Here is a 19307-nt window from a genome sequence, read left to right on the forward strand (position 1 = left end):
GATTGGGGTGCCGACTCGTTCGGTGATGGCCGGGCTCGCCCTGCAGGCGGTGATCGTGGCGCTGCTGGCCGCGCTGGTCGGGGCCGGGCTCTCGTTATTGCTCGGACCACTGTTCCCGATGCAGGTGATCATCCCCACACAGGCCTTCGTCGCGCTGCCGGTGGTCGCGGTGGTGATCGGCCTCATCGCCAGCGCGGCCAGCAGCGCCACGATCACCGCCTGCAGGGCGAGCCCGGCCATCACCGAACGAGTCGGCACCCCAATCGCCTTGAAAACGGCGAAGTCCCGCAGCCGCTCCAACGCCGACAGGTAGACCACCGACCCCACGATCAGCGCCGCGACGATCCACAGCAGGACCGCGACGATCGTGATCGAATTGACCGCCACCTTCAACGGTCGAAGCAGATCGTCGATGGCCCCGGCGCGATCGACCGCCCGATATCCGTTCGGCACGCGCTCCAGCGCACCGCGCACACCGATGGAGGCGACCAGTGGCTCACCGCCGTACACCAGCTCCTGCGCACCCTCTGTGGTGAGAAACACATTGGGCAGGTTGGCCAATGCGGTCGAGTTTTCCACCAGGCCGACGATCCGCAGGCGCTGCGAGGCGATCTCGACCTCATCGCCGAGGCCGCGTCCCAGCGTTGTCGACACCGCGACCTCACCCGGGACCGTGGGCGCACGTCCTTCGATGACCGGAGGCATCCCCGGTCCGCGCTCGGGCGCGCCGAAGATGTCGACGTTGCGGGTATCCCCGTCGAGCGTCGCGGTGCCGCCGGCATAAGCCAGGGGAGCGGCGACGTCGACGCCGGGAGCCGCGGCAATGCGGCGCAATTCCACCGGCGCGAACGGTGTGGCGCCGACGAACGGACCGGACGCGCCCGCCTTGACGATGAACAGGTCCACACCGAGTGAGTCGACCGTGCGTCTGGCCTCGGTCTGGAAACCGTTGGCCAGACCCGTGAGCGCCAGCGTCATCCCGAAAATGATCGCCGTGGACAGCACCGCGATGGCGAAACGTCGCCTTCGCCACTGCATGTCGCGCAGCGCGGCGATGAGCATGTCGACGACGTTACCCCGGCTACTACGGTCGACGTATCGGGTTTCGGCTACTTCGCGAAAGCGCTGACCAACGTGTTACAGAATGCGGGCAGGTCATCCGGCTTGCGGCTGGACACCAAAGTGTTTGGCCCACGCGAGCATTCGACGACCTCGTCGTCGACCCAATTGGCACCGGCGTTCACCAGGTCGGTCTTCACGCTGGGCCACGACGTGATGGTGCGTCCCCGCACCACGTCGGCCTCGATGAGCGTCCACGGCCCGTGGCAGATCACCGCGACCGGTTTTCCCGCATCGAAGAAGCTCTTGGCGAACGCGACCGCGTCGCCGTTCATCCGCAGATTGTCGGGGTTCGCGACGCCGCCGGGCAGCACCAGCGCGGCGTAGTCGGACGCCGACACGGAGTCGGCGGACTTCTCGGCGTCGAACGTGTCGGCCGGGGTCAAATGGTTGAACGCCTGGATCTTGCCGACCTCCGTCGAGACCAGTTCGGGGGTGCCACCGGCCTGTTCGACGGCCTTCCACGGCTCGGTCAGCTCGACCTGCTCCACACCTTCGGGGGCGACTAGAAATGCAATCTTCTTGCCATTCAGTGAACTTGCCATCAGCTTTCTCCGTTGAGGTAGGTGTGATGCCCCGCATACCCCGCGCGTCTAGGAGTCAATCAGCGCGATTACCTCGGTACACTCGTACCAGAGTGGGCCCCGACGGGCCCGCCGCAATCGCGCCTTCACCGACGATTTGCGCGCTGGTGAGCACGAACAAAGGACGACCCATGACTGCACTGCAGGACTGGCTTACTCATCGCCCGATGCATCCACGGACCCTCAAGGCGATGATCTGCGACACCTTGAGGCTCCCGACCTCACAACCCGCCGAGCAGGACGCCCGGCCGGCCGAGCCCGCGCTGCTTCAGCCCGGCCTCGAGCGCTGCTAGGAGCCACGCACTCCGTTGTCGTCAGCGAGCTCGGTCCGTCCGCTGATTACCAATCCGAGCAAAGCGCCGACCACGCACACGACAGCTGTCGCCAGGAAAATGACGCCGTATTGCATGGTGTATGCCTCCACGTTTGCCCGGGCCACCCGGGCGGCCTGAGCGGCCAATAGCCCGCCGGGGGTGTCTGCCGTCGGGGCAGGCAGGGCGTCGAGGCGCTCCTGGAGATACTGGTTGAACTTGTACAACCCCCAGGCGGTCAGGGCGGCCAGGCCGATCAACATGCCGATCATCCGCGCCACGACGACGGCAGCCGATGCGATGCCGTGCTGAGCAGCAGGAACCACCCGTAGCGTCGCGGACGTGAGCGGTCCGATCACGAGACCGAGGCCGAAGCCGGCGATCGCCAGATCCGTGTCGAGCACCGGCAGGGCAATGAAGCCGAGGTCGTGATGGGTGGTCAGTACGTCAACGCCCCAGTTTGAAACCAACCAGTAACCACCTGCGGCGATCATCAGGCCAGCGAAGGCGACCAGTCTGTCCCCCGCGCGGGTCGCAATCCACCCGCCGATCACGGCGCCGATCGGGAGCGCGATCAAGAAGCGCAGCAGCAGAAGAACAGCTCCGGTCTGGTCCTTGGCGAGCACTCCCTGCCCGAACAACTCGACGTTGACGAGCGTCACCATCAGCGCCGCACCTGCGCACAACGAGGCGCCTAGGGCAGCCAGGAACGGCCGGAAATGGACACCGGCCGGTTCGATGAGTCGCGTGCGGGCGAACCGCTCCCACACGAAGAACGCCACGAGGGACACCGCCGCAACCAGGAGCACCGGCAACCCGTAGCTCGGCAGAATCTTGCGGCCGTCCGGCGCGGGGTTGTACAACCCGATCACCGTCAGTCCGAGCGCGACCGCCAGCAGAACGCCGCCGACCACGTCGACACGCTCCGGATGTTCCGATTTCAGCCTGGCGGGCAGGCTGAAGTGGATCAACAGCATGGCGATAGCCGCAAGCGGGACGTTGATCCAGAACACGTCGCGCCACGTGCTCAGTGCCGCGACGACGGCGATGCCGTAGAGCGGGCCCAGCACGCTGCCGAGTTCTTGGGCGGCGCCGATCCCGCCCAGCACCGACGCTCGGTTACGCGTGGACCACAAATCAGCGGCCAGTGCCAGCGTTACCGGCAGCAACGCGCCGCTGGCGACACCCTGAATAGTTCGGCCGATCACCATCGGCACGAGGTCGTTCGATAAGGCCGTGACGACGGAGCCGACCGCGAACCCAGCCAGGCTCAGCTGAAGGATGAACTTGCGGCCGAACCTGTCTGAGGCGCGGCCCAGCAGCGGCATCGCGGCGATATAGCCCAGCAGATAGCACGTGATGATGGGTGTGACCCGTTGCAGCTGGTTCAGCGGGATGCTGAGGTCGACGATGATGTCTCGGATGATGGCGACGACGACGTACGTGTCGAGTGCGCCGAGCAACACCGCGAGGCCGCCCGCACTGATCGCGATCCGGCGGTTCGACGCCGTCGTCGCAGCGGTTTCGGTCCCCGTGGACTCTGAGATTGACATCAGGCGGCCGGCGGCTTGGCGACCGTCACCGGCTTGCCCCACTCAGACAACGCCATGGTGACGCTGGAGTCGGACTCCGTCTGCAACTTCACCTGGACCAGCTTGTGGTCGCCGTCTTCGGCGATCCAAGCGGTCCCCGGCACCGGGCCGGTCGCTGCTATCTGCGGCGCGATCTTGTTCACCGCGTCCGCGCTGACGTTTCCGGTGATGCGCACCGTCCGGACCTCGTTGAGGTCCTCTCGGCCCTCGGCCTTGGGGTCGGAGAAGTTGGCCAGCACGTTGCCAACGCCAGTCTGCGGGTTGAGGATCAGCGAGGCGTCGTAGATGTCCGCGGCGGGGCCGAAGTTCGACAACCCGGCACCCGGGGTCATCGAGGCGTAAAGATCGCCGTCAACGACTGCGAACTGCACGCCCTCGAGGCGCTGACCCATCATTAGAAGATTGACTTTTCCTTCCGCCGTGAACGTTGGAGCGTTGCTCAGATCGCCCTCCAGCATCTCGATCGGCAGCTTTTCGCTTTTACCGTCAACTGTCAGCTTGATATGCGCGCTTGTCTGGTTCTTAGTGGTCTGGCTCGATTGCTGCAGGAGCGTCGCAGCATCCGGCAGGTCCTTGGCGGGCTCCTCGGACTTGGAGCACCCCGCGAAGACAAGGACGGCGGTGGCGAGGGCTAACAAGATCAATACGAGGCGCTTGGGCATGACTGCATGGTAGAGGGTGCGGGTGCACGGGTGCGGTCCGCGGGCATGGGCGTGTACCCGAACATGACTCCTAACCTCGACTTTTTTGGAGTTTCGGAGAAGTCGCATCGGCGGGTGTAGCGGCGAGATGTTCCTGCGGAAGCCGTCACCCCGGAAAGTAGTCCGCACCCTATAGTCTGGCGGCGTGTTCACCGGAATCGTCGAAGAGGTCGGCGAGGTCGTCGGCAAAGAGGATCTCGGCGATTTCTCCCGGCTCGCCATCCGCGGGCCCCTCGTCACCTCCGACGCCCGCCACGGTGACTCGATTTCGGTGAACGGTGTCTGCCTCACCGTCGTCGAGGTGCAACCGGAAGCGACGTTCACCACCGATGTGATCGGCGAGACGCTGGACCGGTCGAGCCTGGGCCGACTCGGGGTGGGCAGCAAGGTCAACCTCGAGCGGGCCGCGGCTGTGAACAGCCGCCTCGGCGGGCACATCGTTCAGGGACACGTCGACGGCACGGGGCACCTCATCGCGCGCACGCCGTCGCAGCACTGGACCGTGATGCGTATCGCACTGCCGACCGCACTGTCGCGGTACGTCGTCGAGAAAGGCTCCATCACCGTCGACGGTGTTTCGCTGACAGTGTCCGGGCTCGGCCACGACTGGTTCGAGGTGTCGTTGATCCCCACGACGCTCGATCTCACGATTCTCGGCCGTGCCGAGGTCGGCACGCTGGTCAATCTCGAGGTGGACGTGATCGCCAAGTATGTCGAGCGTCTGCTCTCGCCCGAAACCGATTGATTAAGCGCGACTTCGGGGGCCTTCCATGCGTCCTATGCAGTCAGCTGTATCGACGCCGTAGCCTGCCGAATGCTGATGATGTCGCCGCCGGGATAGTGCAGACGGTGCGTCTCGGCTGCGTCGCTGGAGTTCGCTGCAATTACGACGCGGGAGATGCGGACGCCGCCGGTGTTGCTCACTACGGTGTAGTGATCGTGCATCGTGTTCATGTCGGTCATCGGATGTTCCTTTCGAATGTGTAAAGCGATGACGAATCGTCACGAACGTATTGCTGATCGATACCCGAGCGTGTCGGCTGATCGGCCGGTCTCCGGGTGGAAAGCACTCTCCTCCGATTGGAGGACGCAAATGGTCCAGATGGCTCCTGCCACCGCGTCTTGATTTGCTCGAGGGTCAGGCGCCTATCTTTCCCATACCCGTACGCACCACGACGCTGGAGACCGTCCTGTAGCCGCGCCCTCCTTAGGAGATGCCCCCCGGGTTCGTCATGGGCCCACGGAAGTGTTCAAGGAATGCGAACAAGTCGCCGATTTGCGCGGGCTTCGGTACGAAATCGCTGAAGAACCGATCAACTGACGCCATCTGGTCGGGCGGGGCGGCGTCGCGGGGCACGTACTGACGCCACATGCCTTCGAGCACCCCGACCGCCGGGATCACGTCGGACCCACCGGCGGAAGGCCCGTGTGGGGCCGGATCGAACGGCTCGGCGGCCGCGGGAGCAGAGGCGAAGAGGAACCCGGAGGCGGCCACATGACACGCGGCGATCAGCAGCCTCGGGGCGGTGAGACGTGACGCTTTCATATGTGTCCTCTTCGAAATGACCGGGAAAATTAGCGTAGGCGTCAGGCGACGTGGGCCGAGGGCGATTACGAAAACAGCTCGCCGGGCCAGGCCGCCCGGCACCGACTACACCGGTATACCTCCAGGTCAGCGGGCCGGCAATAAGTTTTGGGCCCTGGTGGTTCATACTGATGTGGTGACGAGGCTTGACACTGTTGAGCGCGCGGTGGCCGATATCGCCGCGGGCAAGGCCGTCGTCGTGATCGACGATGAGGATCGCGAGAACGAGGGCGACCTCATCTTCGCCGCCGAAAAAGCGACCCCCGAACTCGTCGCGTTCATGGTCCGCTACACCTCCGGTTATCTCTGTGTGCCGCTCGACGGGGCGATCTGCGACAAGCTCGGCCTGCTGCCGATGTACGCGGTCAACCAGGACAAGCACGGCACCGCCTACACCGTCACCGTCGACGCGAAAAACGGTGTGGGGACTGGTATCTCAGCCGCGGACCGGGCGACGACGATGCGCCTGCTGGCGGATCCGTCGAGCATCGCCGACGATTTCACCAAACCGGGGCACGTCGTGCCGCTGCGCGCGAAGGACGGTGGGGTGCTGCGCCGCCCAGGCCACACCGAGGCCGCGGTCGACCTGGCGCGACTCGCCGGGCTGCAACCCGCCGGTGCGATCTGCGAGATCGTCAGCCAGAAAGACGAAGGCTCGATGGCGCAGACCGACGAGCTGCGCATCTTCGCCGACGAACACGACCTCGCGCTGATCTCGATCGCCGACCTGATCGAGTGGCGGCGCAAGCATGAGAAGCACATCGAGCGCATCGCCGAGGCCCGGATTCCGACCCGCCACGGCGAATTCCGCGCCGTCGGCTACACCAGCATCTATGACGACGTCGAGCACGTCGCGCTGGTCAAGGGTGACGTCGCGGGTCCGACCAGCGACGGCCACGACGTGCTGGTGCGCGTGCACTCCGAATGCCTCACCGGCGACGTGTTCGGTTCCCAGCGCTGCGACTGCGGACCCCAACTCGACGCGGCGATGGCGATGGTCGCCCGCGAAGGCCGCGGCATCGTGCTGTACATGCGCGGGCATGAGGGTCGCGGCATCGGCCTCATGCACAAGCTGCAGGCCTATCAACTCCAGGACGCCGGCGACGACACCGTCGACGCCAACCTCAAACTCGGCCTGCCCGCCGACGCCCGCGACTACGGCATCGGCGCGCAGATCCTCGTCGATCTCGGTGTGCGGTCGATGCGGCTGCTGACCAACAACCCCGCCAAGCGCGTCGGGCTCGATGGCTACGGGCTGCACATCATCGAACGTGTGCCGCTGCCGGTGCGCGCCAACAAAGAGAACATCCGCTACCTGATGACCAAGCGCGACCGGATGGGCCACGACCTGAGCGGCCTCGACGATTACCACGAGGCGACTACCATGGCCGACTACGACGAGGGCGTGTACCTGCTCGGTGACCGCCGGCCGACCGATCTCGGCGGAGCCCTGTGAGCGGTACGGGCGTACCCGATCTCCCCCACATCGACGGATCGGGACTCAAGCTCGCCGTCGTGGCCAGCACCTGGCACGAGACCATCTGCGATGCCCTGCTCGACGGCGCGCTCAAGGTCGCTGCGGATGCCGGCCTCGACAATCCCACGGTCGTGCGGGTGCTCGGTGCGATCGAGATTCCCGTCGTGGCACAGGCTTTGGCGGCCACTCATGACGCGGTCGTGGCGCTCGGTGTGGTGATCCGCGGTGAGACACCGCATTTCGACTACGTGTGCGACGCGGTGACCCAGGGTTTGACCCGGGTGTCGCTGGACGCGTCGACGCCGGTGGCCAATGGCGTGCTGACGACGAACACCGAACAGCAGGCCCTCGACCGGGCCGGCCTGCCCTCGTCGTCCGAAGACAAGGGCGCGCAGGCGGCGGCCGCGGCCCTGTCCACCGCGCTGACGTTGCGGAACCTGCGTTCGGGCTCATGACCGACTGGGATGTCGAGGTACGCCCTCACCTGGCACCGTATTTCGCTTACACGGCCGCAGCGCTGATCCTCATCGCGCATGTCACAGTCGGCGCGCTGCTGAAGGTGGGCTCCACCGGGGTGATCTTCCGCACCGCCGACCAGGTTGCGATCGCGCTGCTCGGTGTCGTCATCGCCGCGGTGGTGTTGATGTTCGCGCGTCCCCGGCTGCGGGCGGGCGCATCGGGTGTGGCGGTACGAAATCTGGTTGCCGACAAGGTGATTCCCTGGTCCGAGGTCGTCGACATCTCGTTCCCGCGGGGTGCGCGGTGGGCCCGTGTGGATCTGCCCGACGACGAGTACATCCCGATCATGGCGATCCAGGCCGTCGACAAGGACCGCGCGGTGGACGCGATGGACCGCGTACGCGGCGTGCTCGAGCACTACAAGGGCCTCAACTCACGCTGAGCCTCATTGCCAGTTCGTCGGCGATGGACGTGGTTTGATCCTCTGCGACCGTGAACCCGATGCTCTCGTACACCTGGCGCGCCGCCGCGTTGTCGGTCGCCACGCGCAACCGGACGGTGTGCACGTTGCTGCTGCGCGCCCAGTCGAGCGCCGCCGCGACCAACTGCTTCGCCAGCCCGCGCCCGCGGACCGCCGGATCGAGCCACAGCGAGTACAGGTACACGGTCTCGGCGTTCTCCTGTTGCGCCCCGATCAGGCCGACTGGACGCTCGCCGATCAGGGCGACGAACTGCGCATGGTCGCGTAGCCGTCGGCGCCACTGCGCGGCGGTGAAGGCGGCCTCGTCGCGATAGCTCGGGTCGTTCTCGCCCAGCGAGTCGGCCAGCGCCCTCATCCGAACGGCGGCGAAGACCCGCCAGTCGGTTTCGCCCAGGCGGGCAATGCGTTCGGTCATCGGGTGTCGCCCATGACCAACCCTTCCCGGCGCGGATCCGCACCACCGATGAGGCCCGCGCTGTCTCGGGTGATCGCCGACAGGCCGCTCGATTGGTCGGCCAGATCCACCTGGTGGCCGAGTTCGCGCAAGCCCCGCACGAGCGGGTCATGGTCGCCAGCCAATCCTGGTGGGCCGGAGATGTCGATGATCGGATGCTCGCCGCCGATATTGGTCTTCGGCGTGTTGGCGGCACCGAAGTCGACCATCGACACGGCCTGCTGCGGATCGAGCCCCCAATCCAGCATCCCCACAATTGTTTTCGCCACGAACTGGATGATCACCGCGCCGCCGGGCGAACCGAGCACGGCGTACAGGTCGCCACGTTGTCCACCCCGCGCCTGGTCGAAGATCAGCGTCGGCGCCATCGTGCTGCGGGGCCGCTTTCCGGGCTGGACGCGGTTGGCGACCGATGTTCCGTCAGGGCCGGTGGGTTCGGCCGAGAAGTCGGTGAGCTGGTTGTTGAGGATGAACCCGTCGACCATGTGGAACGAGCCGAACGCGGATTCCACCGTGGTGGTCAACGACGCGGCGTTGCCCTGCGAGTCGACGATGCTGACCTGGCTGGTGCCGTGTTCGGGAACCGGCGGCGCCGGACTGGTCGGCGGCCCGAACTCGCCGGCTTTGGCGGTGCCCATGCTGTGCTGTTCGGAGATCAGCGCGGCGCGCCCGGCGAGGTAGTCGCTGCCGAGCAGCGTCTCGGGGGAACCGCCGGGCAGCGGAACGAAATCGGTGTCCGCGACATACTTGTCGCGGTCGGCGTAGGCCAGCCGTTCCGCCTCGGAGATCAGGTGCACGCCCATGACGGAGGGCCGACCGCCGTTGCGATCGATGTCGGTGGGCTTGTGATCTGCCATCGGGAAGTGTTCGAGGATGCCGAGCGTGGCCAGGACCGCGATGCCGCCGGACGACGGTGGCGGCATCCCGCACACCTCCCGGCCGCGGTACGGCGCACACAGCGGTTCACGTTTCTTGGCCGTATAGCCGGCGAGGTCCTCGGCGGTCATCAGGCTGGGTGTGCGGCCGCCGGAGCCGTCGGTCGCCGCCGCGACGATGTCGCGGGCGATCACGCCGGTGTAGAACGACTGGGGGTCGGTTGCGATGACGCCCAACGTTTTCGAGTATGCGGGGTTGGTCAGCTGGGTGCCCTCCGTTTTGGGGCTGCCGTCGGATTCGAGAAAGTATTCGGCGGCTTCGCGGTCGAGCTTGAGCTCAGGTGCCGCGTCCTCGATGGCCGCCGCGAGCCGGGCGCTGATGTCGAAGCCGTCGTCGGCCAGCCGGACGGCGGGGGCGAAAAGGTCGCGCCAGCCCGTCTTGCCGTGCTCGGCGTGGACGTCGGTCAGCATCCGCAGAATGCCCGGTACGCCGATCGAGCGTCCGGAGGCCCTGGCGTCCGGCTTGGGTTCCGTGCGGTCGGCATCGGAGACCCAGCGCAGATAGTTCTCGGTCGCGGCGGCCGGCGCGACCTCACGCCCGTCGTACGCCTGGACCCTTCCGGACGCCGCGTCGAAGTAGAGCAGGAAGCCTCCGCCGCCAAGGCCGGAAGCCTGTGGCTCGACGAGGCCGAGCACGGCTTGCGCGGTGACGAGCGCGTCCGCCGCCGTGCCGCCGTCGCGCAGCACTTCGCACGCGGCCTGGGTGGCCAACGGATTTGCGGTGGCGACGGAGAAGCTGCTGGTGCGCACCGGCGTCATGTCGCTGCGGTAGCCCGTGGCCACCTCGGGGTTGGTGGAGATGTCCCTGGAGGTGGGAGGGGAACCGGGGGAGGCTGCGGCGGTGGTCTTGACCACCGGGGTGCCGTTCTCGACGATCGCGCAAGGTCCCGAGGCTTCGGATTCGGTGCGCTCGTCTGCGGAGCATCCGGCCAACACCAGCACCAACCCGGTCAGCGGGGCCATCACCCTCGTCACAGAGGAGATCCGCATCACTCGACGGTAGTGGATCGGGGCCGTCGGGAGGCGGCAGTAACCTGGAATCCGTGCCCGATCCATCGACGTACCGACCCGCCCCCGGGTCGATTCCCGTCGAACCGGGCGTCTATCGGTTCCGCGACCCACACGGCCGGGTGATCTACGTCGGCAAGGCCAAGAGCCTGCGCAGCCGACTGAACTCCTACTTCGCCGACATCGCGAACCTGGCGCCGCGCACGCGTCAGATGGTGATGTCGGCGGGCAGCGTCGAGTGGACGGTGGTCAACACCGAAGTCGAGGCGCTGCAGCTCGAATACAACTGGATCAAGGAGTTCGATCCGCGGTTCAACATCAGGTACCGCGACGACAAGTCGTATCCAGTGCTGGCAGTGACGCTCAACGAGGAGTACCCGCGGCTGATGGTGTACCGCGGTGCGCGGCGTAGGGGCGTCCGCTACTTCGGTCCCTACTCGCATGCGTGGGCGATCCGCGAAACACTCGACCTCCTCATGCGGGTGTTCCCGGCGCGGACCTGCTCTGCGGGAGTCTTCAAGCGGCACAGGCAAATCGACCGGCCCTGTCTGCTGGGCTACATCGACAAGTGCTCGGCGCCGTGCATCGGACGGGTGAGCGCCGACGAGCATCGCCAGATCGTCCTCGACTTCTGCGATTTCCTCGCGGGCAAGACCGACCGGCTGGTGCGCGACATGGAACAGCAGATGAACGAGGCCGCCGAACAACTGGACTTCGAGAGGGCCGCACGCCTGCGCGACGACATCGGCGCGCTCAAACGTGCGCTGGAGAAGCAGGCTGTGGTGTTCGGTGACGGCACCGACGCCGACGTGGTCGCGTTCGCCGACGACGAACTCGAAGCGGCGGTGCAGGTTTTCCACGTCCGCGGTGGCCGGGTTCGTGGCCAGCGCGGGTGGATCGTCGAGAAGTCCGGTGAGCCCGGAGAAACCAGCCAGGAACACCTGGTCGAACAATTCCTGACCCAGTTCTACGGCGATCAAGCCGAATTGGGCGGGGCCAGTGACAGCGGCGGCGACGAGTCGACCAACCCCGTGCCGCGCCAGGTACTGGTTCCGTGCCTGCCGAGCAACTCCGACGAGCTTTCCGCCTGGCTGACCCAGCTGCGAGGGTCGCGGGTGATGCTTCGGGTTCCCCAGCGCGGCGACAAGCGTGCGCTCGCCGAGACCGTGCGTCGCAACGCGCAGGACGCGCTCACCCAGCACAAACTCAAGCGGGCGGGTGACTTCACCGCGAGAACCGCTGCACTGCAAAGCATTCAGGATGCGCTCGGGCTGGCCGACGCACCGCTACGCATCGAATGCGTCGACATCAGCCATGTGCAGGGCACCGATGTGGTGGCCTCGCTGGTGGTTTTCGAAGACGGCTTGCCGCGCAAGTCCGACTACCGGCACTACGCGATCCGGGAGGCCGCGGGCGAGGGCCGCTCCGACGACGTCGCCTCCATCGCCGAGGTGACCAGGCGGCGTTTCTATCGTCACCTGCACGACCTCCAGCATCCGACCGAGCTTGCGCCGGAAGGTAAGTCGCGCAAGTTCGCGTATCCACCCAACCTGTACGTCGTCGACGGTGGTGCGCCGCAGGTCAATGCCGCGCAATCGGTGCTCGACGAGCTCGGCATCACCGACGTGGCGGTGATCGGATTGGCCAAGCGCCTGGAGGAGGTGTGGGTTCCGTCCGAGCCGGACCCGCTGATCATGCCGCGCAACAGCGAAGGGCTCTATCTGTTGCAGCGCGTGCGTGACGAGGCGCACCGGTTCGCCATCGCCTACCACCGCAGCAAGCGATCGAAGCGGATGACTGCGTCGGCGCTGGACTCGGTCCGGGGGCTCGGTGAGCATCGGCGCAAAGCGCTGGTCACCCACTTCGGCTCGGTGGCACGACTGAAGGAGGCATCGATCGAGGAGATCACCGCGGTACCCGGTATCGGGGTCGCCACCGCGCGCGCCGTGCTCGACGCGCTGGGCGTACCGTCCGAAAGTGACGCGCCCGACGCAGCGATCGGCAATCATCAGAGCAAGGTATCGGGATGACGGACCAGGGAATGCACGCGGATCTTCGGGATGGGGCCAGCGCCGACTCCGGTATCGACGTGGTTCTCGTCACCGGCCTTTCGGGGGCGGGCCGGGGAACGGCGGCCAAGGTGCTCGAGGATCTCGGTTGGTATGTCGCCGATAATTTGCCCCCGGAGCTGATCGCGCAGATGGTCGAGTTGGGGCTCGCCGCCGGATCGCGGATCACCCAGCTGGCGGTGGTGATGGACGTGCGGTCGCGGGGTTTCACCGGGGACCTGGATTGGGTGCGCAACGAGCTCGCGACCCGCAACATCGCGCCGCGGGTGTTGTTCCTGGAGGCCTCGGACGAGAGCCTGGTGCGCCGATACGAGCAAAACCGTCGCAGTCACCCGCTGCAGGGCAATCAGACGCTGGCAGAAGGCATTGCGGCCGAGCGCGCGCTGCTGGCTCCGGTGCGTGCGTCGGCCGATCTGGTGATCGACACCTCGGCGATGTCGGTGCCCGCGCTACGCGAGAGCATCGAACGCGCCTTCGGCGGCGAGACCGTCGCCCACACGAACGTCACGGTGGAGTCCTTCGGCTACAAGTACGGGTTGCCGATGGACGCCGACACCGTGATGGACGTCCGGTTTCTGCCGAACCCGCACTGGGTAGACGACCTGCGCCCGCACACCGGGCAGCATCCCGCGGTTCGCGACTACGTTCTCGGGCAGCCGGGTGCAGGGGACTTCCTGGAGACCTATCATCGTCTGCTCGACGTAGTCATCGACGGATACCGTCGCGAGGGGAAGCGATATATGACCGTCGCCATCGGATGCACCGGCGGCAAACATCGAAGCGTGGCGATCGCCGAGGCGCTGGCGGCGCGGCTGCAGGACGGTGATGACCTCACGGTGCGGGTGCTGCACCGGGATCTGGGTCGCGAATGACTTCATCTGATTCGCGGCTCGCCGCGGTGCGGATCGTCGCACTCGGTGGTGGCCACGGACTATACGCAACCCTGTCGGCGGCGCGCCGGCTGACGCCGCACGTGACGGCCATCGTCACGGTTGCCGACGACGGCGGTTCCTCGGGCCGGCTGCGCAACGAACTCGACGTCGTGCCACCCGGTGATCTACGAATGGCGTTGGCGGCGTTGGCATCTGACAGCCCGCACGGCCGACTGTGGGCAACGATCATCCAGCACCGGTTCGGTGGCAGCGGGGCGCTCGCGGGGCATCCGATCGGCAACCTGCTGCTCGCGGGTCTCAGCGAGGTTCTGGCCGACCCCGTGGCCGCGCTCGACGAACTGGGCCGCATCCTCGGCGTGAAGGGCCGCGTGCTGCCGATGTGTCCGATGGGGCTGGGCATCGAGGCCGACGTGGCGGGTCTGGAATCCGATCCGCGGATGAGCCGCGTGATCCGCGGCCAGGTGGCTATCGCCACGACCGTGGGCAAGGTCCGCCGTGTGCGGCTGCTGCCGGGTGATCCGCCGGCCACCCGGCAGGCCGTCGACGCGATCATGGCGGCGGACCTGGTGGTGCTGGGCCCCGGCTCCTGGTTCACCAGCGTCATTCCGCATGTGCTCGTTCCCGAGCTCGCGGCGGCGCTGCAGGCGACCGCGGCGCGGCGCGCGCTGGTGCTCAACCTGGTGGCCGAACCGGGGGAGACGGCCGGCTTCTCGGTCGAGCGGCACATCCATGTGCTGGCGCAGCACGCCCCCGACTTCACCGTGCACGACATCATCGTCGACGCGAGCCGAGTGCCCAGCGAGCGTGAACGTGAGCAATTGCGTCGAACCGCGAACATCCTTCGTGCTCAAGTTCAGTTTGCTGACGTGTCCAGACCTGGTACACCTTTACATGACCCGGCGCGGTTGGCCGCGGCGCTGGAAGGTGTGCGTCTTCGCGGCGCCGCCGACCCGGCGCCGGCAGTGCCCACGTCGAGAGCGAATGGACCGAGAGGTGACGACCCGTGGCGATGACAGCCGAGGTCAAGGATGAGTTGAGTCGGCTGGTCGTCAATTCGGTCAGTGCTCGACGCGCCGAGGTGGCCTCCCTGTTGCGCTTCGCGGGCGGGCTGCACATCGTCTCGGGACGCGTGGTGGTGGAGGCGGAGGTCGACCTCGGCATCATCGCCCGGCGGCTGCGCAAAGACATCTACGACCTGTACGGCTACAACGCCTCGGTCCACGTCGTATCGGCCAGCGGAATCCGCAAGAGCACCCGGTATGTGGTACGGGTGGCCAAGGACGGCGAGGCGCTGGCCAGGCAGACCGGTCTGCTCGATCTGCGCGGCAGGCCCGTGCGGGGGCTGCCCGCGCAGGTGGTCGGCGGCAGTGTGGCCGACGCCGAAGCAGCCTGGCGCGGCGCATTTCTGGCGCACGGGTCGCTCACCGAGCCGGGGCGGTCGTCGGCGTTGGAAGTCAGCTGCCCTGGTCCGGAGGCAGCGCTGGCACTCGTCGGCGCTGCCCGCAGGTTGGGGGTCAGTGCCAAGGCGCGCGAGGTGCGCGGAACCGATCGGGTGGTGGTGCGCGACGGCGAGGCGATCGGCGCCCTGCTCACCCGGATGGGTGCGCAGGACACCCGGTTGACGTGGGAAGAGCGTCGGATGCGACGCGAGGTGCGGGCCACGGCCAACCGGCTGGCCAATTTCGACGACGCCAACCTGCGTCGCTCGGCACGTGCGGCGGTCGCCGCGGCCGCTCGAGTGGAACGGGCGCTGGAGATCCTGGGCGATACGGTGCCCGATCACCTCGCCGCCGCGGGCAAGCTGCGGGTGGAACATCGGCAGGCGTCGTTGGAGGAGTTGGGCCGGCTCGCGGAACCGCCGATGACGAAGGACGCTGTGGCGGGCCGTATTCGACGGTTGCTGTCGATGGCCGACCGCAAGGCCAAGCAGGACGGAATTCCGGACACCGAGTCGGCCGTCACGCCGGACCTGCTCGAGGACGCTTAGCTCGAGTCGCCACACGGCAGCCATTTCGGCGAAAAGCGTGTGACAAGCGGCCACTCGGCCGACACTTCAGTTGTGTCCGCGGGTGACCCGCCCACCGGAGTCGTGACGTTCCTGTTCACCGATATCGAGGGTTCTACTCGTCGGTGGGAGTCCGACGCGGATGCCATGCGGGTGGCGCTCGCTTGCCATGACAAGGTGTTGCGGTCGGCCATCGAAGCGCGTGACGGGTTCGTGTTCAGCCACAGCGGTGATGGTCTTGCGGCCGCGTTCGCGTCGCCGAGCGCTGCCGTCGGGGCCGCCGTCGACGCCCAGCGGGAGTTGGAATTGCCGGTGCGCATGGGTATCGCGACCGGTGAGGCCGAGTTTCGCGACAATGACTACTTCGGGGCTGTGCTCAATCGTGCGGCGCGGGTCATGGCGGCCGGGCACGGCGGTCAGATTCTGGTCGCCGGTTCGACGGCGGTTCTGCTCGACGGCGTCGAACTCATCGATATGGGCCCGCGGCGGTTGCGCGATGTGTCGGTGCCGGTAACGCTTTTTCAGCTGCGAGCACCGGGTCTGCGCGCTGACTTCCCGCCGCTTCGGGCACTCGACTCCGGATCGGGAAACCTGCGTCGCGTCCCGGCTCCGTTGGTGGGACGTGAGGCTGAGGTGGCGGAGCTCGCCGGCGCCATCCGGGCTCGACGGTTGCTTACGTTGACCGGCGTGGGAGGGGTGGGAAAAACACGGCTGGCGTTGGAGGTCGCTGAACAGTTGTCGAACGAATTTCCAGATGGGGTGTGGCTTTTCGAACTCGGGGCCGTGAACGACGAGGCCGCAGTGCCCGATGCCGTCGCGGCGGTGCTCGGTGTCACCCAGCAACCCGGCAGGACCATGGCCGATTCGGTAGCGAGCACCCTCGAAGGTCGCCTGCGCCTGCTGGTATTCGACAATTGCGAGCATGTACTCGATGCGACTGCAGATCTCATCGAAACCATTCTCGGAGCCTCATCGACTGTCAAGGTGCTCGCCACAAGCCGTGAAGGCCTGGCGCTGAACGATGAGCAGGTGTGGCCAGTGCGATCGCTCGAACTCGCAGCCGCGGTCGATCTGTTCATCCAGCGTGCCCACAACGTTGCGCCAGGCATGGCGCTCGACGACGGGCCCATCGTTCGCGAAGTCTGCCGGCGTCTCGACTGCCTGCCGTTGGCGATCGAACTGGCTGCGTCACGGACTTCGTCCATAGGCATCGAAGAAATCCGAGATCATCTTGACCGGCGATTCGCGCTTCTCGTCGGATCCCGTAGAGCTTTGGGTCGTCACCAAACGCTGCGCAACGCGGTGGCATGGTCCTACGACCTGCTCGCAGAGGCGGAAAAGAGATTGCTCGAGCGGTGTTCCGTATTCGCGGGAGGCTTTAACCTCGAAAGTGCTTGTGCGGTCGGCGGAGTCGATGGGGCGGACGAGTACACGGTCCTCGACCTGTTGGATTCGCTGGTTCGTAAGTCCTTGCTGACGGCCGACCACGCTGTGGTGCCGACGCGCTTCTCCATGCTCGAGACTATTCGTGAGTTCGCGGAGGAACGACTGGCCGGTGCGGGACATGCCGAGGAAGCGCGAAACGCGCACGCACAACACTTTGCGACGCGGTCGGAGCGTGTCCTGGATCTGTGGGACAGCCCGCGCCAAAGCGAGTCCTACCAATGGTTCATGACAGAACTGCCCGATCTGCGCATCGCCTTCCGCTGGGCCGCTGACCACGCGGACATCGATACCGCCGCCGCCATCACGACATTCGCCGGCTTCCTCGGCATGTGCATCGAGAACTACGAGTCGACGTCGTGGGCCGAGGAGATCCTCGAAGCGGCCAAGGTGTCTCGTAACCCGCACCTCGGATACCTGTACGTCATCGCCTCGTTCTGCTACTTCATGGGACGGATTGAGGACGGTCTGCGCTACGGCGAGGCGGGCCACATGGCGCTTCGCGATGTCCGCGACGGTTTGAAGTGGAATGGACCGTTAGGCGCCGTCTACTGCAATCTCGGTGGCGCCTATTTATCTGTCGGACGTGCCGACCTGTGGGTCGAATTGTGTCGTGCAGAGCTTGCTTTGAGTCCTGACACACACGCCTTCGTCAGGTCGTCCCTTGCCATGGCGCTGGCCATCGCCGATCGTCCGGCCGAGGCCATGGCCGTCACGGCCGACCTGCTCGAGAACCCCGAGACTCAACGGAATCCGTTCGCGATGTCGTACGCGCTCTTGGCATACGGATACGTATGGCGGGACACTAATCCAGCGGCGGCCCTCGAGGCGCTGCGCCGTGGGTTGAGAGTCGCGCGGGACAATGGCGTTCGCGCGAACGGATCGATCCTGGCGATGACACTGGGCCGCGTAGAAGCCGAACATGGTGATCCCCTGGCTGCGCTGGACTGCATCGCATTGGCCGTCCGCAATTACCGCGACTCCGGCAACATCGCCGTGATTGGGGTGCCGTTGGCCAATCTCGCCGTTCTGCTGGACCGACGTGGGAGGTATGAGGAGGCCGCGACACTTCTGGGTTTCGCGCACAGTCCCATCACCATGGTCACCATCCCGGAAATCGAGGCCACGGTTGCGCATCTACGCGACTTGCTGGGGGACGAACGGTACGAAGACCTGGCCCAGCATGGTAAGTCGATGACGGCATCGGCTGTGGCGGCCTTCGCCTACGACCAAATCGACCAGGCGCGAGCAGAACTCGGGCGGTCATGATGAATGCGCCGTCGGGCGTCGTGACGTTCCTGTTCACCGATGTAGAGGGCTCGACCCGTCGATGGGAGGCCGATCCAGTCGCGATGCGCGTTGCCTTGGCCGCTCACGACAAACTGCTGCGGTCGGCAATCGAGGCGCGCGACGGATTCCTGTTCAGCCACAGCGGGGACGGCGTGGCCGCCGCGTTCGCTTCGCCCAGCGCCGCCGTCGAGGCCGCCATCGATGCACAACGGGAATTGCAACTGCCGGTGCGCATGGGGATCGCGACCGGGGAGGCCGAGGTTCGCGACGGAGACTACTTCGGCACGGTGCTCAACCGCGCGGCACGCGTGATGGCGGCTTCGTTTCCGAACCTCGACAAGGTGATCGCGCACCTACGCGAAGTTCTCGGCGACTCGACGTACGAATTGTTGGCCAGGAAAGGCGCATCGATGACCGCCGGCGCCATGGCCACCTACGCTTACGAGCGGATCGACGAGGCGTGAGCAGATCTCGAGCGAGCGACGTGAAACCGTCGGGGGTAGTGACGTTTCTGTTCACCGATATCGAGGGGTCGACGCGTCGGTGGGAGTCCGATCCGGATGCGATGCGGGCTGCTCTTGCGGTGCACGACAAGGTGTTGCGGTCGGCGATTGAGGCGCATGACGGTTTTGTGTTCAGCCATTCCGGGGATGGGATGGCTGCTGCGTTCGAATCGCCAGTGGCGGCGGTGCGGGCGGCGATCGATGCACAACGGGAGTTGCAGCTGCCGGTTCGGATGGGGATCGCGACCGGTGAAGCCGAGCTACGCGACAACGATTACTTCGGAACGGTGCTCAATCGTGCCGCGCGGGTGATGGCGGCTGGGCACGGTGGTCAAATCCTTGTCGCCGACTCGACGGCCGGTCTGCTCAGCGGGATCGAGCTGGTGAATCTGGGACCC

General features: G+C 66.3%; 18 protein-coding genes and 3 pseudogenes. 13 read left to right on the forward strand and 8 right to left on the reverse strand.

What is annotated here, in order from left to right:
• Positions 1-25: 25 nt before the first annotated feature.
• A pseudogene (locus A5698_RS30005) lies at positions 26-154 on the forward strand (ABC transporter permease); the annotation flags it as partial.
• Between the two features lie 35 nt (positions 155-189).
• On the opposite strand, the pseudogene A5698_RS15920 reads toward A5698_RS30005, so the two are convergent.
• A pseudogene (locus A5698_RS15920) lies at positions 190-1062 on the reverse strand (ABC transporter permease); the annotation flags it as partial.
• A 47-nt stretch (positions 1063-1109) separates the two neighbouring features.
• The gene (locus A5698_RS15925) at positions 1110-1664 is read right to left on the reverse strand and encodes a type 1 glutamine amidotransferase domain-containing protein (RefSeq protein WP_197506794.1); all 555 of its coding nucleotides are present in this window, start codon (positions 1662-1664) and stop codon (positions 1110-1112) included.
• A gap of 170 nt (positions 1665-1834) precedes the next feature.
• On the opposite strand from A5698_RS15925, the gene A5698_RS29030 reads away from it, so the two are divergent.
• Positions 1835-1996 carry a hypothetical protein gene (locus A5698_RS29030; RefSeq protein WP_197506795.1) on the forward strand — a complete coding sequence of 54 codons (162 nt, stop codon included), beginning with the start codon at positions 1835-1837 and terminating at the stop codon, positions 1994-1996.
• Here A5698_RS29030 and A5698_RS15930 read toward each other — a convergent pair.
• Both A5698_RS15930 and A5698_RS15935 read right to left on the reverse strand, forming a co-directional pair.
• Positions 1993-3567, reverse strand: a complete 1575-nt coding sequence (locus A5698_RS15930; RefSeq protein WP_068298827.1) for an MFS transporter — start codon at positions 3565-3567, stop codon at positions 1993-1995. The genes A5698_RS29030 and A5698_RS15930 overlap by 4 nt on opposite strands.
• Positions 3567-4268: an LppX_LprAFG lipoprotein gene (locus A5698_RS15935; protein ID WP_068298723.1), complete on the reverse strand. Its 702-nt coding sequence runs from the start codon at positions 4266-4268 to the stop codon at positions 3567-3569. The genes A5698_RS15930 and A5698_RS15935 overlap by 1 nt, the downstream gene beginning before the upstream one ends.
• A gap of 184 nt (positions 4269-4452) precedes the next feature.
• Between A5698_RS15935 and A5698_RS15940 the strand changes: the two genes are divergently transcribed.
• Positions 4453-5052 carry a riboflavin synthase gene (locus A5698_RS15940; RefSeq protein WP_068298724.1) on the forward strand — a complete coding sequence of 200 codons (600 nt, stop codon included), beginning with the start codon at positions 4453-4455 and terminating at the stop codon, positions 5050-5052.
• Between the two features lie 32 nt (positions 5053-5084).
• Here A5698_RS15940 and A5698_RS15945 read toward each other — a convergent pair whose 3' ends face one another.
• Together A5698_RS15945 and A5698_RS15950 are read right to left on the reverse strand one after the other, a co-directional pair.
• On the reverse strand, positions 5085-5270 hold the full coding sequence (locus tag A5698_RS15945; RefSeq protein ID WP_068298727.1) for a hypothetical protein: 186 nt from the start codon (positions 5268-5270) through the stop codon (positions 5085-5087).
• Between the two features lie 244 nt (positions 5271-5514).
• Positions 5515-5853 (reverse strand): hypothetical protein, encoded by a 339-nt coding sequence (locus tag A5698_RS15950; RefSeq protein WP_068298730.1) that lies wholly within the window; start codon positions 5851-5853, stop codon positions 5515-5517.
• Positions 5854-6028: 175 nt separating this feature from the next.
• On the opposite strand from A5698_RS15950, the gene A5698_RS15955 reads away from it, so the two are divergent.
• The 3 genes from A5698_RS15955 to A5698_RS15965 are packed head-to-tail and all read left to right on the forward strand — an operon-like array spanning position 6029 to position 8270.
• Positions 6029-7348, forward strand: coding sequence for a bifunctional 3,4-dihydroxy-2-butanone-4-phosphate synthase/GTP cyclohydrolase II (locus A5698_RS15955; RefSeq protein ID WP_067087638.1), 1320 nt, complete (start codon positions 6029-6031; stop codon positions 7346-7348).
• A complete protein-coding gene (gene ribH, locus A5698_RS15960; RefSeq protein ID WP_067087609.1) occupies positions 7345-7824 on the forward strand; it encodes a 6,7-dimethyl-8-ribityllumazine synthase in 480 nt (159 codons plus the stop codon). Before A5698_RS15955 ends, ribH begins: the two co-directional genes overlap by 4 nt.
• A complete protein-coding gene (locus tag A5698_RS15965) occupies positions 7821-8270 on the forward strand; it encodes a PH domain-containing protein (RefSeq protein ID WP_067087611.1) in 450 nt (149 codons plus the stop codon). The genes ribH and A5698_RS15965 overlap by 4 nt, the downstream gene beginning before the upstream one ends.
• On the opposite strand, the gene A5698_RS15970 is transcribed toward A5698_RS15965, so the two are convergent.
• Positions 8257-8724, reverse strand: coding sequence for a GNAT family N-acetyltransferase (locus A5698_RS15970; protein ID WP_068298731.1), 468 nt, complete (start codon positions 8722-8724; stop codon positions 8257-8259). The two genes, A5698_RS15965 and A5698_RS15970, sit on opposite strands and share 14 nt — an antisense overlap.
• Positions 8721-10688 (reverse strand): gamma-glutamyltransferase family protein, encoded by a 1968-nt coding sequence (locus A5698_RS15975; RefSeq protein ID WP_197506796.1) that lies wholly within the window; start codon positions 10686-10688, stop codon positions 8721-8723. The genes A5698_RS15970 and A5698_RS15975 overlap by 4 nt, the downstream gene beginning before the upstream one ends.
• Positions 10689-10741: 53 nt before the next feature.
• On the opposite strand from A5698_RS15975, the gene uvrC reads away from it, so the two are divergent.
• From uvrC to A5698_RS29875, 7 genes and pseudogenes are all read left to right on the forward strand, one after another.
• On the forward strand, positions 10742-12736 hold the full coding sequence (gene uvrC / locus A5698_RS15980; protein WP_068298735.1) for an excinuclease ABC subunit UvrC: 1995 nt from the start codon (positions 10742-10744) through the stop codon (positions 12734-12736).
• 11 nt (positions 12737-12747) lie between these two features.
• Positions 12748-13647: an RNase adapter RapZ gene (gene rapZ / locus A5698_RS15985; RefSeq protein WP_197500650.1), complete on the forward strand. Its 900-nt coding sequence runs from the start codon at positions 12748-12750 to the stop codon at positions 13645-13647.
• Positions 13644-14681, forward strand: a complete 1038-nt coding sequence (gene yvcK, locus A5698_RS15990) for a uridine diphosphate-N-acetylglucosamine-binding protein YvcK (protein WP_068298741.1) — start codon at positions 13644-13646, stop codon at positions 14679-14681. Before rapZ ends, yvcK begins: the two co-directional genes overlap by 4 nt.
• Positions 14678-15655, forward strand: a complete 978-nt coding sequence (whiA, locus tag A5698_RS15995) for a DNA-binding protein WhiA (RefSeq protein WP_156670781.1) — start codon at positions 14678-14680, stop codon at positions 15653-15655. The genes yvcK and whiA overlap by 4 nt, the downstream gene beginning before the upstream one ends.
• A gap of 330 nt (positions 15656-15985) precedes the next feature.
• On the forward strand, positions 15986-18385 hold the full coding sequence (locus tag A5698_RS16000; RefSeq protein ID WP_502688935.1) for an ATP-binding protein: 2400 nt from the start codon (positions 15986-15988) through the stop codon (positions 18383-18385).
• Entirely contained in the window at positions 18385-18870 is a 486-nt protein-coding gene (locus A5698_RS16005; RefSeq protein WP_068298747.1) for an adenylate/guanylate cyclase domain-containing protein, read from the forward strand. Before A5698_RS16000 ends, A5698_RS16005 begins: the two co-directional genes overlap by 1 nt.
• A 20-nt stretch (positions 18871-18890) precedes the next feature.
• Positions 18891-19307, forward strand: a pseudogene (locus tag A5698_RS29875) (adenylate/guanylate cyclase domain-containing protein); the annotation flags it as partial.

It is taken from the genome of Mycobacterium sp. E136, assembly GCF_001666865.1.
In the GTDB taxonomy this organism is placed as follows: Bacteria; Actinomycetota; Actinomycetes; order Mycobacteriales; family Mycobacteriaceae; genus Mycobacterium.